This is a genomic window from Schleiferilactobacillus harbinensis DSM 16991, from assembly GCF_000425885.1.
GTDB classification, from domain to species: Bacteria; Bacillota; Bacilli; order Lactobacillales; family Lactobacillaceae; genus Schleiferilactobacillus; species Schleiferilactobacillus harbinensis.
Map to the genome: position 1 here is coordinate 1 of NZ_AUEH01000002.1, position 14803 is coordinate 14803.

Genomic DNA, 14803 nt, shown 5'->3' on the forward strand with positions numbered 1-14803 from the left:
CGTTGCTGGACTCGGCCGCGCTTAAGCTCACGGCTTACCGTACTAGGGGAATGATGGATGATGTGTGCAATATCGCGAATGGAATATTCATGGGAGTGCCAAAGCGCATCAATTATTCCGCGCTCGCCCTCTGTGAGTTGAGTGTACGAGCCGAGACTGTTAGACTGATTGTGGGTCATGAAGGTCACCTTTCTTGGTAGTTTAGTCGCTTCAAGGATAGGTCTTCATGGCCTATTTTGTTAAATCAACCCGGTCGATTGGTCTAACTCAATCGGTGTTGCACTTCAATTTTAAATCCGGCATTTAGAAAAACATACAAGGAGGGGACTATTGTGCACTTTATCGAAGAACCCGGCCGCTTTTTCACCAACGACCTGCAAGGCGACCTCATGGCCGAGCTCACCTACCAGCCCAGTGAAGACGGCAAAGTCTGGGTAATCGACCACACCTTCGTCCGCGGCGACCAGCGCGGCAAAGGGATCGCCAAAGAACTGCTGGATACCGCGGTGCAAGCGGCTCGGGACCGCAGTATCAAGGTCAAACCGCTTTGCACTTACGCCCGCACTCAATTCATGAAACATCCGGAAGCTTACGCTGATGTAAAAGCTTAGCCCCGGGTAAGACGAAAGGCACCGCCCGGGCCACATGGTCCAAGGCGGTGCCTTTGCTCATACCCGTAATTGCCTCTTAATCGTTATCAGGCAGTTCAGCGGCATAATAGACTTCGGAAACATCATCATTGTCTTCCAAAGCATCAATCATATCTTGGAATTTCTCCAGCTTATCGTCCGGGATCGGCGTCATGTTCTGGGGAATCATGGTCAATTCAGCATCAGCCAATTTGTAGCCTTGCTTCTCCAGCGCGTCGCGAACCGCCGTGAAGTCCTTCGGGTTGGTATAAATCTCATACGCATCATCAGACGTTTGCAGGTCATCACCGCCAGCGTCCATGACATCTTCCAACACTTGGTCCTCATCGGCATCGGTCGTGGACCGGTCAATTACGATGTAGCCCTTGCGATCAAACAGATAGGAAACAGAACCAGACGCACCCAGAGCGCCGCCATGCCGGGTAAAGGCGACCCGGACATCGGAAGCAGTCCGGTTCTTGTTGTCGGTCAAAGCCTCGACCAAAACCGGCACACCGCCCGGTGCATACCCTTCGTAAGTCACTTCATCATAGTGCGTCTCATCGTTGCCGGCCGCTTTATCCAAGGCCCGCTTGATATTATCCTTGGGCATATTGGCTGCCCGGGCTTTATCCATGACTAAGCGTAGAGAGGGGTTGCCGCTGGGGTCAGGACCTCCGCTCTTTGCAGCCATAAATAACTCACGGGAGAGTTTTTGGAAGATTTTGCCGCGTTTGGCATCTTGGGCGTTTTTCCGTCCTTGAATGTTATGCCATTTGGAATGTCCTGACATTCTATATTTCCTTCTTTCGTGTAATTGGTAAAAAAGTCACGCAAACACAATAGATAATACCAAAAAGCAGGCGGCAATTCAATATTTCGTCTGAAAGCGTACAATATTATACGAAGGAAGTGACCCTCCGGTGCAGTTAACACAGCTTTATAACCTGCTCTATGATACTTATGGCGACCAGGGTTGGTGGCCCGGCCGCAGCGATTGGGAAATCCTGTTTGGCAGCGTATTGATTCAAAATACCAATTGGCGCAATGTTGACCAGGCCATTGCAGCGCTGACCCAAGCCACTGGCATGATCCCGCACCAAATGCGGACGCTGTCCACGGACCAGCTGCAGGATTTGATCCGCCCGGCTGGATTTTTCACCCGCAAGGCGCAAACGATTCAGAACTTGCTGACCTGGCTGGCAGCAGCCAACGATGATTTAGCCCGGCTGCGGCGCATCCCTCCCCAGCAGCTGCGGACCAGTCTGGTGGCGCTCAGCGGGATCGGCAATGAAACGGCCGACGACATCCTCTTATATGTGCTGAGTGTCCCTACCGTCATCATCGATAAATACACCCGGCGCTTTTTTAACCGCTTCGAGATCACGCTGCCGGCCAGTTACTTAGCTGCCCAAAAGGCCGTGGCCGATCAATTGCCGAATTTCACCCTGCGCGGCCTGCAAAACTTCCACGCCCTGATCGTGGCTGTGGAAAAGGAAAAATATACAAAATCCCAATGGCAAGATTTACCAATGAGTCAGTACCGTTTAGAATGGAACCAATCCTAAAAAGCGAGGTCACAAGTTTGGACAAACAAGAATTGCTGGCGCAGTTTCCTGCGCTGGCCCCGTATGCCGCTGAGACACCCACGTTTTGGGCCAATCCCCACTATGGTGCGCCGCGTGATGACGCCGCCAGTCTGCGCGAAGCCGACGTCTTTGACGCCGGTACCCGCTGGCGCCGGTTCGCGCCGTATTTGGCGGAAGTCTTCCCCGAAACCGCGGCGGCCGGCGGGATCATTGAATCCCCCATTTACCGCCTGCCGCATTTAGAAAACCAGATCAGCCAGGATACTGGGACTGCCTTTCCCGGCAAGCTTTATATGAAAGCCGACAGTGAACTGCCAGTGTCTGGCTCCATCAAATCCCGAGGCGGCATTTATGAAGTACTGAAATTCGCGGAAACCATCGCGATGCGCGAAGGCGATTTAGCCTACACCGATGATTACCGGATTTTGAACAGTCCCCGCTACAAGCAGATGTTTTCCAAGTACGGGATCGCTGTTGGTTCCACCGGCAATCTGGGCCTGAGCATTGGCCTGATGGCCTCGACCCTAGGCTTTCAAACTACCGTCCACATGTCCGCCGATGCCCGCCAGTGGAAGAAGGATAAACTCCGCGCCAATGGCGTCACCGTGGTGGAATATGACGCAGACTTCACGACTGCGATCACCGCGGGACGGAAAAAAGCCGAAAGCGAGCCAAATACGTACTTCATTGACGACGAAGGCTCCACCGATCTGTTCCTGGGATATGCCGTAGCAGCAATTCGGCTGGGCAAACAATTAAAGGATGCCGGCATCAAGCTGGATGCCGACCACCCCGTCTTTGTTTATCTGCCGGCCGGCGTCGGCGGTTCCCCTGGCGGCGTCACCTTTGGTTTGAAGACCGTCCTAGGGGCCAATATCCATGGCATCTTCGCGGAACCGACCCACATGCCGTCGGTCACGATCGGGATGATCAGCGGACTGCAGGAAAAAATCGACGTCTACGATTTAGGCATCGACGGAAAAACAGCCGCCGACGGTTTAGCTGTACCCCGCCCATCCCGCTTAGCCGGCCGGGTCATGGACACCCTGCTCTTAGGCAGCTGCACCTTCCCAGATGACGATATGATGCGCTGGACCGCTCGTTTGGCCGAGCAGGAACACCATAATGTCGAACCATCCGGAGCGGGCGGCTTGGCCATTTTGGAACGTTCCTTCCCTGCTCTGGCCAAACTCGGCTACCCGGTGGAAAATGCCACCCATATCATTTGGGCCACCGGCGGCAGCATGGTCCCCGCTGCGGAGATGGCCGACTACATTAAGACCGGCGATCGGCTGCTGGCGGAGTGAAGGCAGTCACCCCCACTGTCAGCGTCTTTTGTGTAACCTGCGTGGCGGTCGCCCCGAAGAGCCGATCAATCAGCGCTTGAAACGCCTGCTGGTGCGCGGCGCTCAGTAGTGGCGGCAGTTCTTCGGTGAGATAGTCACGGTCGATTTCTTCCGTATACTGATAGTTGAATGATGTTTGCCGTTGGGCCCAGCCGGCCTGGCGGCTTTTTTGCTGCCACTGTGCCAGCGGCTGTTCGGTTTCACTCACGTAATGGGCCTTAAGTTCAGGGAACGCGCGGATAAACTGGTCAAATATCAAGTCGGTTCGGCCACTCACCCGACTGAGGACAAAGGTGCCCGCAGGCGCCAGCAGCCGGGCCAGCCGGGGCATGTCGGCAGGCGTTAAAAATGGTGCCATATGGGCAAAAATCACTTCATACTGCTGGTCCCGCTGGGCAAATTCAGTCCAGGGCGCCCGGATCACGGTCTGGGCGTGCTGACCGGCCACCTGGAGCGCCTGCTGGGCGTACTGGAGCATCTGGGCACTGATATCCATCAGGGTCAAAGTCTGGGCGTGCCGGGCCAGCATGGGCGAGAAACGGCCGCTGCCGCTGCCTAGATCCAGCACCCGACCAGCAGGCAGAATCTTCTCCGTCAGCAGCCAGTGGGCCATATCCGGTACCAAGGGCAGCCGGTCCGCTTGCTGCATGGCATAATACTCCGCCGCGAAGTCATCCCACGCGGCAGCTGTTTCACTGTCTTCAGAGTTGATGGTCTCAACCTTCTTTCCGCTTTTCTCTTCTCAGTATACTAAATGAGCACAGCATTCCCGCAGGAATACTGTGCTCATCGGCAATGCCTTAATTAATTATTCAACTGTCACACTCTTGGCCAAGTTCCGCGGCTTATCCACGTCCAGGCCCTTGCCTAACGCGGCATAATACGCGATCAGCTGGGCGGGTACGATCCCAACCAAAGCACTCAGCAGCGGGGCCACATCCGGCAGGACAATATTGTCTGTCGGCTGGGCGAGATGCTCACTGACGATGGTCATTGTATGGGCGCCCCGGGCTTCGGTTTCTTGCAGATTACTGCGGGTGTGCGCAGCGGTGGCGTCATCAGTAATGAATGCCAAGACCGGAGTATCTTCTTCGATCAGGGCAATGGTACCGTGCTTCAGCTCGCCGGCGGCAAAGCCTTCCGTGTGGACGTAGGAGACCTCTTTGAGCTTCAGCGCGGCCTCCAAACTCAGCGGATAGTCCTCACCCCGACCAATGTAAAACGCATGGGCTTGATTCGGGAAATACTGACCAACCAGATTATTGATCTGGTCTTTTTCGTCCACCAGTGTTTGCATTCCAGCGGCAGCTAGACTTAACTCATGACGCAGGTTCAACGCTTTGGCGGCCGTCAGGTTGCGATGCAGCCCCAAGGCCTTGGCCAAGACCGCCTGCACCGCGATTTGAGCCGTATACGCCTTGGTAGACGCCACGGCGATTTCCGGACCGGCATGCAGCAGCATCGTGTAATCGGCTTCCCGGGACAGCGTCGACCCAGCAGTATTCGTCATGGTCAAAACTGGATAGCCCTGTTTCTTCACGTTGACCAGTACTTCCCGACTGTCTGCAGTTTCACCGCTTTGGGACAGCAGCAGGAAGAACGGATGGGCGGACAGCAGCGGCATGTGGTAGCCGAACTCGCTGGCCAAATGCACCTCAGTGGGCAGGCCGGCTACTTGTTCGAATAAGTAGCTGCCCACTAAGCCCGCATGGTAGCTGGTACCGGCGGCGACGATGTACAGCCGATCCGCTTGGTCGAGTGCTGTCAGCAAGTCCGCCGATACGGTCACACTGCCGTCGGCCGGTAAGTAAGCATCAACGATGCGGCGCATCACAGCCGGCTGTTCGTCAATCTCCTTAAGCATGTAATACGGGTAAGTTCCTTTAGAGATTTCACTGGCGTCAATGTTGGCCGTGAACGTATCGCGGTGGACAAAGTCGCCCGCCAAATCGGTGATGGTCAATTCATCCTGATGCATAATCACGACGTCACCATCCTGCAGTGCCTTGAATTGTTTCGTCTGATCGATCATCGCCATGGCATCGGAGCCGACGTAGTAAGCACCCTCGCCGATGCCGACCAATAACGGTGATTTGTTTTTTGCCGCATACAGCGTGTTGGGATCTTCAGCATCCGCCAAGACAAATGCATAGGAGCCCTGCAGCAAATTCAAAGTCTTGTAAAAGGCAGCAGCCGGTGTTAATCCCTCGTCAGCCACGAACTTAGCCACCAATTGGACCACGACTTCGGTGTCGGTCTGTGATTTGAACGGTACCCCCGTCAAGTACTGGTCTTTTAACGCCGCGGCGTTAGTGATCACCCCGTTGTGAACCAAGTAAAAGCGCTCGTCTGCTGAGTATTGAGGGTGGGCATTGGCATCTGTCGGTGCACCGTTAGTCGCCCAGCGGGTGTGGCCGATACCCATCGTGCCTTCTACCGCCGGGGTCAGCTGGGCCTTTAAGGCGGCAATTTTACCTACTGTCTTCACCACATGCTGACCGTTGCGGGCGCTGTTGACAAAAATACCCGCTGAATCATAACCGCGATACTCCAATTTTTGTAATCCATTAATTAAAATCTTTTGAACCGGTTTAGCACTGATCACACCGACGATTCCGCACATAATAAAACCTCCGCGACAATATAATTGGTGGGCTTGGTCTACCTATTTGGTATAGACAGGTATCTGGAACCAATCCCGTGTGTCTGCCAAGTATGTTATACGGATTTATCCATTTAGTCAACAAAAAAATGCATTGGTATTCTCGGATGTCAGGTTTTGGTATATATGTCTATACCATTGTGTTCAGCCCGCCAGTATGCGAAAATACCGGCGAGGTGATTTTATGTCAGATGGAACTGCCATTGCCTTTCTTCAGGATCTGATCCGGATCCCCTCCGTCGGCGAACAGGAAGAAACTGTCGCCGAGCGGATTTGGGAATTCATTGAGGCTTCTGGGAAAGCACACTATTTTCATAAGCAGAGCATTCCTTACGCCGATGGGCGTGAGGAACTGGTGTTAGATGTCGGAAAGAATGCGGACGCTCCATTATTAGGCGTTTCCGGACATATGGATGTGGTCAAGGCGGGTAATGAAAAAGACTGGACCTACCCGCCCTTTGCGGCCACCATCAAGGATGGGCTGTTATACGGCCGCGGTGCCAGCGATATGAAATCAGGGTTAGCGGCACTGGTTGTGGCCTTGACGAATGTCGCCGGGACTAATTTACCCAACCGGATTCGGTTCATGGGCACGACCAGTGAGGAAGTCGACAACGGCGGCGCAGCAAAATTAGCCAAGCTGGGCTTCACCAAAGATCTTGATGCGCTGCTGGTTGCGGAACCGACCGGGTTCAAAACGATTTGGCACGGCGAAAAGGGAATCTTGGATTTCACCGCCCAAGTCAAAGGCAAGGCGGCTCACAGCTCCCAACCGGAATTGGGTAAAAACGCCATCAATGATCTGCTGACACTGGCTGCACTCACAGCAGCCCAGGCGAAAGTCTTAACGGATAAAACAGACCCGCTGCTGGGCCACGCAACGTACAACCCCACCTTGATCGGCGGTGGCGTGCAGGTGAACATCATCCCTGAGTCTGGTTATTTCCGGGGAAATATTCGCTCCACCCCGACGGCCAATAATGACCAGTTCAGTCAGGCCCTGCAGACTGCAGTTCAAGAATCTAAGAAACAGGGCGTTGACGGATCGATTCACGTTGATTCGGCTTTGCCTGCGCTGGCCAGCGCGCCGGACAATCCGCTGATCAAACAACTCCAAGCCATTCTCCGCGCTAATGGGTATGATACTGCCGACGTCATCGGCGGACCCGCGATTTCCGATGCATCCGTGATGATTCCAAACGGGTTCCCCTTCGCGGTTTTCGGACCTGGGAATGACACCAACCACCAAGTCGATGAACATATCAAAGTGGCCGACTACTTAGCAGCCATTCACCTATACACCGATCTCTTCACTCATTTCGGTGCTGGGCTGATGGAACAACAAAATTAATATTACGTAGACAAACAAAAAAACCGCCAATGGCGGTTTTTTCAGTCTGAATTCAATTATTCACCCATAACATTGCGGACAACATCGGCGATTTGATCAACGTATTGGCTGACCTTTTCTTCAGTCGGCGCTTCCGCCATGATCCGTAAAAGACTTTCTGTTCCGGAGGGCCGTACCAGCACCCGGCCATCGCCGGCCATTTCTTTCTCTACCGTATCAATGGCCGCCATGATTTCTGGGTGTTCCCGCCATTTGTTCTTGGCACTGGCCTGGACTTTAATATTCACCAGCTTTTGCGGATAGGTCTTTAACGGGGCAGCAAGTTCAGACAACGGTTTACCAGTCTGTTTCATCACATTCAGCAATTGCAGAGCCGTCAGCATACCGTCACCAGTATTATGGAAATCAAAAATAATAATGTGGCCGGACTGTTCGCCGCCCAGGTTGTAACCCCCCTCGCGCATCTTTTCCACGACGTGGCGGTCGCCCACTGGGGTCTGCTCAGAATGCATACCGGCCTTGTCCAGGGCCTTGTAGAGACCAATATTGCTCATGACCGTCGTGACCACGGTGTCCTTCTTCAAGCGGCCGCGCTGATCATAGTAGTTGCCCAAAATATACATGATCTTATCGCCATCAACGATATTGCCTTTTTCATCCACGGCAATCGCCCGATCGCCATCGCCATCAAAGGCGACCCCCATCTTAGCATGCCGTTCGACAACGGTCTTGGCTAATAACTCAGGGTGGGTGGAGCCGACGTGATCGTTAATGTTCAAGCCATTGGGCTTCGTGGCGATCGTTGTGAAATCGACATCCACATCCGCGAACAATCGGCTGATCAGGGCCGACGTGGACCCATTGGCCCCGTCAAATACAGCGGGAATGCCATCCAACGCTTCCGAAACGGATTGTTCTAAGAATTGCAGATATTTCAATGCACCCTCTGGATAATCGGCAACAGTACCCAAACCCTTTGCTTCAGGCCGAGGTAAGGTATCTTCCGGTGCGTCCAGCAAGGCTTCAATCTCCTCTTCCGTTTCGTCAGATAATTTATACCCGTCCGGGCCAAAGAACTTGATGCCATTATCCGCCACCGGGTTGTGGGAGGCAGAAATCATGATCCCCGCGTTAGCATTCTGTACTCTGGTCAAATAGGCCACCGCCGGAGTCGTGATTACGTCCAGGTTAAGCACTTCAATCCCCACTGACAGCAAACCAGCGATCAGTGCATGTTCCAGCATTTCCCCGGAGATCCGAGTATCCCGGGCCACTAAAACCCGGGCGTGCGGCGCACCCTCAGCATCCTTTTCAGTCGCGTGCTGGGTCAGCACATAGCCGCCTGCCCGGCCTAGTTTAAATGCCAGCTCCGGACTTAATTCCCGGTTAGCGATTCCCCGAACCCCATCTGTCCCAAAGTACTTCGTTGTCATAGCCAAAACTCCAATCCTAATTGTTATTGAACCGGTAACCGGTCACTCATTACTACTGCTGCTACTGCTGCTATCACTACTACTGCTACTGCTGGTACTGCTGCGGCTGCTGCTGGCGGTCGGCGTACTGTCGCTTTCATTTTCACTTTCACTCTCAGATCGGTCCGTGGCCGCTTTAATGGTCGCTTTCACCGAACTGGGATCGGCGCCATCCAGATCATTATCTTTCAACGGAATGGACACCTGTTGGTTATAACTGCCTGCCGAGGTGATGCTGCTGACATCAATGGGCACAGTCAGCTCTTTGATTTTATTCAGCACATCGCTGGGGGCGGTGATTTTCACAGTTTTCACGCTGGTCGTCACTGAATACGCCAGATTGCTCTGGCCTTTTTCAGTGGACAAGCTCAGCGGCACCGTCTTACTGGGCAGATGAATGCCCAAGGTGACGTGAATGGTCTGGGGATCCAAAACAGCATTCACAATATTACCGTTGCTATCCAAGGCTTGCAAGAGGACCTCTTGGTTCGAGGTGGTCTTCGTATCCCGCGACAGCGGCACATTAGCGACGACTCGAGCAATCTTGCGAATTTCGTCCGTTGCTCCGGTGACTTCCACTGTATTTTGACTCAGCTTGGGCTGATCTGTGATATAGCCGTCGGCAATCGCGTTTTTATTATAAGTGACCTGAATCGGGAACTTCTGCGTCCGCCGAGTTTGGATATTCACCGTGATTTCTTTCGGCGAAATCTCATAGGTCAGCTCCTTGTTCAAGCCGGAGGCCTTCAGTTTAACGACGTGTTTGCCCACCTTGAGCTTGCTCAGATCGGCCACGACCTCAAAATTCTGGGTATTGACGGTCATCGATACCAAGGAGGACGGGCCCTCCAGCGTCACGGATACCTTGGCCGGATAGCCGGTTACATAATATTTGTCAGTATCAGCATTCAGCTGCAGGGGCACTTTCAAGGTCTTCTTGGTCGTCGCGGCGATCGCTTGGCGTTCTGCCGTATTCCGGTTGGTGACCAAGCTGTTGTAGTTGACATACGTGAATAACAGCAGGGCAAAAGCCAGAGAAATGATCCGATAGAACCACTTGCTATTGGTGATTTTAGTCCACATGGTGGTCACCTCCATTACCATTACCGGTGAAGAAGTGGACGATGCGATCACGAATCCGATCCCATTGATTCGGTTCTTTATCAGCGACGATAAATTGGGAACGCAGATACTTGAGATACTCGGCCTGACTCATGTCCCGCATCAACTGGCTGTTTTTTGTTAAAGTGACACCGCCGGTTTCTTCCGAGACGACAATAGTCAAAGCATCAGTCACTTCACTGATTCCCACCGCCGCACGGTGCCGCGTCCCTAACTCTTTAGGGATCGTGTTGCTTTCAGAAAGCGGCAAATAGGCCGCCGCTACGGCAATACGGTTGTCGCGAATGATCACGGCCCCATCATGCAGCGGCGTATTGGGGATAAAAATATTGATCAATAAGCCGCTGGAAATGTCCGCATCCAAAGGAATCCCGGTTTCAATATAGTCCTCCAACCCGGTTTTCATTTGAATTGAAATCAGCGCACCAATGCGCCGCTTAGCCATATACTGAATGGCTTTGTCCAGTTCATTGATCATCCGCTCGGCGATCCGGTTCTGGTCCTGACTAGCCCGCTGCAATATCGAGCCACGGCCCAAGTGCTCCAAGCCGCGGCGAATTTCGGGCTGGAAGACGATCACCAGTGCAATGACCCCCCAGGTCAGAATTTGATCCATCAAGAAAGAAATCGTCGTGAGATGCAGCAGCATGCTGGCTAGTTTGACCACGACAATAACCGCGATCCCTTTCACGAGCTGGACCGCTTTAGTCCCGCGAATGAGCATGATCAATTTGTAGATCACGTACCAGACCACTAAGATATCGATCAGATTGGCCAACGACTGCCAGCTGATCAGGTTGCTAAATGACAATTGCATCAGTTCACTCCCACTCGTTTACTCCATTTTCCACGCACATGCGCTAACTCAAACATTATAGCATAGGGCGCCGCTGGTTCCCTGGAGAATTCTGGCACAGACCGCGGCGGCATTGTATGATGGTTGTAAAGAAAAATTTGGAGGCAGGGAGAAAATGTCAGAACGTGCATGGCGCTGGGGTATCCGGCTATTTTTCTGGGTGTACATCGGGTTGACCGCATGGCTGATCCAAGACGCCTTCAGCTTCTTGGCCTTTAACACCCTCCTAGCCTATATTCCCATTGAAATCGGCTTCTGGTTGCAGTACCACCGGTTTCGCTGGCCTATTGTCTTTTGGCTGACAGCCCTGGTTTGGCTGCTGTTTTATCCCAACGCGCCGTATATCTTAACCGATTTTTTCCATTTGTCTCTATTGCGTCCCTATGGCTTCTCCGGACTGATCCGCAATTCATTACCGCTCTGGACCCATTTTCTCCTGTTGGTGGGTATCGGGCTGATCAGCGCCGGCGTCGCCCAAATCGGTAGTGAACGCATCCTGCAGCGGATGCTGGCCTATTGGCCCAACCGCCGGCACAATTGGCTCCCAGTCGTCCGGCTGGCCTTCTACATCCTGGTGGGCATCGGTATCTACATCGGCCGCTTCCTCCGCCTGCACACCTTTTACCTCCTCACCCCCGACCTCATCTGGCGCCCCATCATGCAAATGTGGTCCTGGCACATGGCCGGTTTCGTCGGCTTGATGGTGATCCTGCAGTACATCATCTGGGCCCTAATGGTCTACAGCAGACAAACGAAACGGTCTGACTAGGCACAAAAGCAGCCCCTGAAATCCGAGATACAGATTTCAGGGGCTGCTTTTGTATTCAAGTAATCTTCAGTCTATCAGTCTGCGTGTATCTAGTGCCAACGCGGAGCAACCGGAGGCGGAATGGGCTCAGTGGTGCAACCACACGGCGGCTTGCCGCCGATGTGGTTAGGCGACTTTGAGACCGCGGTTTTTGCGGGCTCAAAGTCGCCGTCACCACTAGCTACGCCTTCGGCTTCGCACTTGCTGCGCTCCGCCAGCCCAATTCTGCCGGAGGTTGTGCAGCATTGGCACGGCAATCAAAGCCCCACCTAACTCATGACCGGTGCATCTTAAACTCCAAGAACAAGTCGTTATACATTCCCACGGTCTTCAACCCCAAGTCATCATAAACCTGCAGCTTGCCAATCGTCTTCGGCTCCGGATAAAACTGCTTGTCATTCCGAATTGCCTTCGGCAGCATCGCCTTCGCCTTGTCGTTCGGCGTCGCATAACCAACATACTCCGCATTCTGCTTGGCATTCTTCGGCTCCAGCATAAAATTCAAGAACGCGTAGATCGCCTTAAAATGCTTCGCCGTCTTCGGAATCACCAAGTTGTCAAACCACAGATTACTGCCTTCAGTCGGTACGACATAGTGCAGATGGCTGTTATTCGCCAGCATTTCACTGGCTTCCCCGGACCACGTAACGGCCAAGGGCGCCTCGTTTTGGATCATGTACATCTTGATTTCATCGGCCACGATGGCCTTCACGTTGGGCGCCAGATCATCCAGACTGTCCTTCGCCCGAGTCACCTGCGCAACGGACTTAGTATTCATCGAATCGCCGTTTTTCACCAGCGCCAGACCTAAAATATCTCGGGCACTGTCCACCAGCATGATACTGTGCCGCCACTTGGGATTCCATAAATCAGACCAATGCTGCATTTCATCAGCCTGCACATAACGGTCATTGTAAATGATGCCCAAGGTGCCCCAGAAATACGGAATCGAATAGCGATTGCCCGGATCAAAACTCTTATTCAGAAAGTCCTTGCCAATGTTGTTCATGCCCTTGATCTTACTGCGATCCAAGGGCAGCAGGAGGTGCTCTTTCTTCATTTTCTCGATCGTATAATCACTGGGTACGGCCAAATCGTAACTGGTCCCGCCCTGCTGGATCTTCGTCAGCATCGCTTCGTTGCTGTCGAAGGTCTCATAATTCACCTTATAGCCGGTTTCTTTCGAAAACTTCGTGAGCAGCGCCGGATCGATATAGTCGCCCCAGTTGAACAGATTCAGCGTTTTGGCATTCGCGTCACCCTGGGCGTGTTCCAGCCGGTTGACCCCCAATGTTAAGAGCAGACACGCCGCCACGATAGCAATGAAGAAACTCATTAATTTTTTCATTTCGCCGCGCCTCCTGCCTTTTCTTTATTCCGCCGCTGGCGATTCGTCTGATGCAGCTGAATGAAGAAGTACACCAGCACCAAGACCAGGGCGAACAGGAACATCAGCGCTGACAGGGCGTTGATCTCTAGTGAGATCCCCTGCCGCGCCCGGGAATATATTTCTACAGACAGGGTGGCAAAGCCGTTCCCTGTGACAAAGAAGGTCACGGCAAAGTCGTCCAGCGAATAGGTAAAGGCCATGAAATAGCCGGCCACGATTCCCGGAGTGATGAAGGGCAAAATGACCCGATTCAGCACCTGCGGCCCACTGGCCCCAAGATCATACGCGGCATCGATCAAGGCATGGTCCATTTCCTGGATACGGGGCAAGACCATCAAGACCACAATGGGAATCGAAAAGGCAATGTGACTGGCCAATACGGAACCAAAGCCTAAACTAATCCCCAGCATGGTGAAGAGAATCAGGAATGACGCCCCGATAATGACATCTGGCGAGACCATCAGAATGTTATTCAGCGACAGCATCAGATTTCGATTGGCCTGGCGTTTGGTTGCCGCGATACCCAAGGCGCCCATGGTCCCGACGATCGTCGCAATCAAGGACGACAGCAACGCCAGCAGCAGTGTTTGCAACACGATTTGAATCAACCGCGTGTCCGCAAACAGTGTCTGGTAGTTAGCCCAAGTGAACTGCTTGAACGTATTCATGGTCGAGCCGGTGCTGAATGAAAAGTAAATCAGGTAGGCAATCGGCAGATACAGGACCAGGAAGACAAAGACCAGATAGAGCCGGCCCAGCTTATTTTTCTTTTGCACCGGTACCAATCCCCTTTCGCTTATGCCGCCGTTCTGCGGTCAAAGCCATGCTCAGGAACATCATCACGATCAAGATGACCCCAATCGTGGACCCCATGCCCCAGTTCATGGTGGTCAAGAAATGCTCTTCGATCGCCGTGCCCAGGGTGATCACCCGATTCCCGCCAATCAAGCGGGTCAACATGAACAAGGAGAGCGACGGAATGAAAACCGCCTGCACGCCAGCCACGACCCCCTTACGGGTCAGGGGCAGCAGCACCCGGGTCAGCGTTTGCCAATTGGTCGCGCCCAGATCCCGGCTGGCATTAAGCAGCGCTGGATCGATCTCGGCGATGGCGTTATAGATCGGCAGGATCATGAACGGGATTTCAATATATGTCGCCACAAAAATGAAACTAAAATCGGTGAACAGGATCTGCTTGGGCCCGATGCCGATGAAGCCCAGAAACTGGTTCACCGACCCGTTTTGGCCAAAAATCCCGATGAAGGCGTAAGCTTTCAACAGCAAGTTGATCCAGGTCGGCAAAATGATCAGCAGCAGCCACAAGTCCTTGTGCTTCAACTGATTTAAGAAAAGTGCCGCCGGATAACTGATCAATACCGTCGCCACGGTGATGATCAGCGCATACCAGAATGAATTCAGGGTCATCCGCAGATAGGTGCCGGACGTGAAATAGGCGGCGTAATTTCCCAGCGTGAATTGATGATCCAAGTTGAAGAACGATTGATAAATGATCAACGCCACCGGCGCAATCACGAACAGGATGATCCATAGCATATAAGGAATGTAATAAAGGCGTTT

The 14803-nt window shown here is 53.1% G+C and carries 15 protein-coding genes; 5 read left to right on the forward strand and 10 right to left on the reverse strand.

Going from position 1 to position 14803, the window contains the following annotated elements; translation table 11 throughout:
- The coding region (locus H627_RS20845) for a helix-turn-helix domain-containing protein (RefSeq protein ID WP_155827882.1) at positions 1 to 179 on the reverse strand (179 nt) is incomplete at its 3' end.
- Between the two features lie 108 nt (positions 180 to 287).
- Between H627_RS20845 and H627_RS0101375 the strand changes: the two genes are divergently transcribed.
- Positions 288 to 611, forward strand: a complete 324-nt coding sequence (locus tag H627_RS0101375) for a GNAT family N-acetyltransferase (RefSeq protein WP_338107494.1) — start codon at positions 288 to 290, stop codon at positions 609 to 611.
- 76 nt (positions 612 to 687) lie between these two features.
- Here H627_RS0101375 and H627_RS0101380 read toward each other — a convergent pair whose 3' ends face one another.
- Entirely contained in the window at positions 688 to 1422 is a 735-nt protein-coding gene (locus tag H627_RS0101380; RefSeq protein ID WP_027827470.1) for a YebC/PmpR family DNA-binding transcriptional regulator, read from the reverse strand.
- Positions 1423 to 1552: 130 nt separating this feature from the next.
- Between H627_RS0101380 and H627_RS0101385 the strand changes: the two genes are divergently transcribed.
- Together H627_RS0101385 and dsdA are read left to right on the forward strand one after the other, a co-directional pair.
- Complete coding sequence (locus H627_RS0101385) at positions 1553 to 2197, forward strand: endonuclease III domain-containing protein (protein ID WP_035439716.1); 645 nt, start codon at positions 1553 to 1555, stop codon at positions 2195 to 2197.
- The gene (dsdA, locus tag H627_RS0101390) at positions 2182 to 3525 is read left to right on the forward strand and encodes a D-serine ammonia-lyase (protein WP_051225077.1); all 1344 of its coding nucleotides are present in this window, start codon (positions 2182 to 2184) and stop codon (positions 3523 to 3525) included. Before H627_RS0101385 ends, dsdA begins: the two co-directional genes overlap by 16 nt.
- Here dsdA and H627_RS18980 read toward each other — a convergent pair.
- Both H627_RS18980 and glmS read right to left on the reverse strand, forming a co-directional pair.
- A complete protein-coding gene (locus H627_RS18980; RefSeq protein WP_027827473.1) occupies positions 3494 to 4213 on the reverse strand; it encodes a class I SAM-dependent methyltransferase in 720 nt (239 codons plus the stop codon). The genes dsdA and H627_RS18980 overlap by 32 nt on opposite strands.
- A 159-nt stretch (positions 4214 to 4372) precedes the next feature.
- A complete protein-coding gene (gene glmS, locus H627_RS0101400; RefSeq protein WP_027827474.1) occupies positions 4373 to 6187 on the reverse strand; it encodes a glutamine--fructose-6-phosphate transaminase (isomerizing) in 1815 nt (604 codons plus the stop codon).
- Between the two features lie 223 nt (positions 6188 to 6410).
- On the opposite strand from glmS, the gene H627_RS0101405 reads away from it, so the two are divergent.
- Positions 6411 to 7577 (forward strand): ArgE/DapE family deacylase, encoded by a 1167-nt coding sequence (locus H627_RS0101405; RefSeq protein ID WP_051225078.1) that lies wholly within the window; start codon positions 6411 to 6413, stop codon positions 7575 to 7577.
- A gap of 56 nt (positions 7578 to 7633) precedes the next feature.
- Here the strand turns inward: H627_RS0101405 and glmM are convergent, their stop codons facing one another.
- From glmM to cdaA, 3 genes are read right to left on the reverse strand one after another with little or no spacing between them, the layout of a single operon-like run.
- Positions 7634 to 9010 carry a phosphoglucosamine mutase gene (gene glmM / locus H627_RS0101410; RefSeq protein ID WP_035439718.1) on the reverse strand — a complete coding sequence of 459 codons (1377 nt, stop codon included), beginning with the start codon at positions 9008 to 9010 and terminating at the stop codon, positions 7634 to 7636.
- Positions 9011 to 9052: 42 nt separating this feature from the next.
- The gene (locus tag H627_RS0101415; RefSeq protein ID WP_035439720.1) at positions 9053 to 10132 is read right to left on the reverse strand and encodes a CdaR family protein; all 1080 of its coding nucleotides are present in this window, start codon (positions 10130 to 10132) and stop codon (positions 9053 to 9055) included.
- Positions 10122 to 10988, reverse strand: a complete 867-nt coding sequence (cdaA, locus tag H627_RS0101420) for a diadenylate cyclase CdaA (RefSeq protein WP_027827478.1) — start codon at positions 10986 to 10988, stop codon at positions 10122 to 10124. The genes H627_RS0101415 and cdaA overlap by 11 nt, the downstream gene beginning before the upstream one ends.
- 154 nt (positions 10989 to 11142) lie before the next feature.
- On the opposite strand from cdaA, the gene H627_RS0101425 reads away from it, so the two are divergent.
- The gene (locus tag H627_RS0101425; RefSeq protein WP_027827479.1) at positions 11143 to 11796 is read left to right on the forward strand and encodes a DUF1361 domain-containing protein; all 654 of its coding nucleotides are present in this window, start codon (positions 11143 to 11145) and stop codon (positions 11794 to 11796) included.
- A gap of 313 nt (positions 11797 to 12109) precedes the next feature.
- Here the strand turns inward: H627_RS0101425 and H627_RS0101430 are convergent, their stop codons facing one another.
- From H627_RS0101430 to H627_RS0101440, 3 genes are read right to left on the reverse strand one after another with little or no spacing between them, the layout of a single operon-like run.
- On the reverse strand, positions 12110 to 13183 hold the full coding sequence (locus tag H627_RS0101430) for an ABC transporter substrate-binding protein (RefSeq protein WP_027827480.1): 1074 nt from the start codon (positions 13181 to 13183) through the stop codon (positions 12110 to 12112).
- Positions 13180 to 14001 (reverse strand): ABC transporter permease, encoded by an 822-nt coding sequence (locus H627_RS0101435; protein ID WP_027827481.1) that lies wholly within the window; start codon positions 13999 to 14001, stop codon positions 13180 to 13182. Before H627_RS0101435 ends, H627_RS0101430 begins: the two co-directional genes overlap by 4 nt.
- Positions 13985 to 14779, reverse strand: coding sequence for an ABC transporter permease (locus H627_RS0101440; RefSeq protein WP_051225101.1), 795 nt, complete (start codon positions 14777 to 14779; stop codon positions 13985 to 13987). Before H627_RS0101440 ends, H627_RS0101435 begins: the two co-directional genes overlap by 17 nt.
- Positions 14780 to 14803 lie beyond the last annotated feature (24 nt).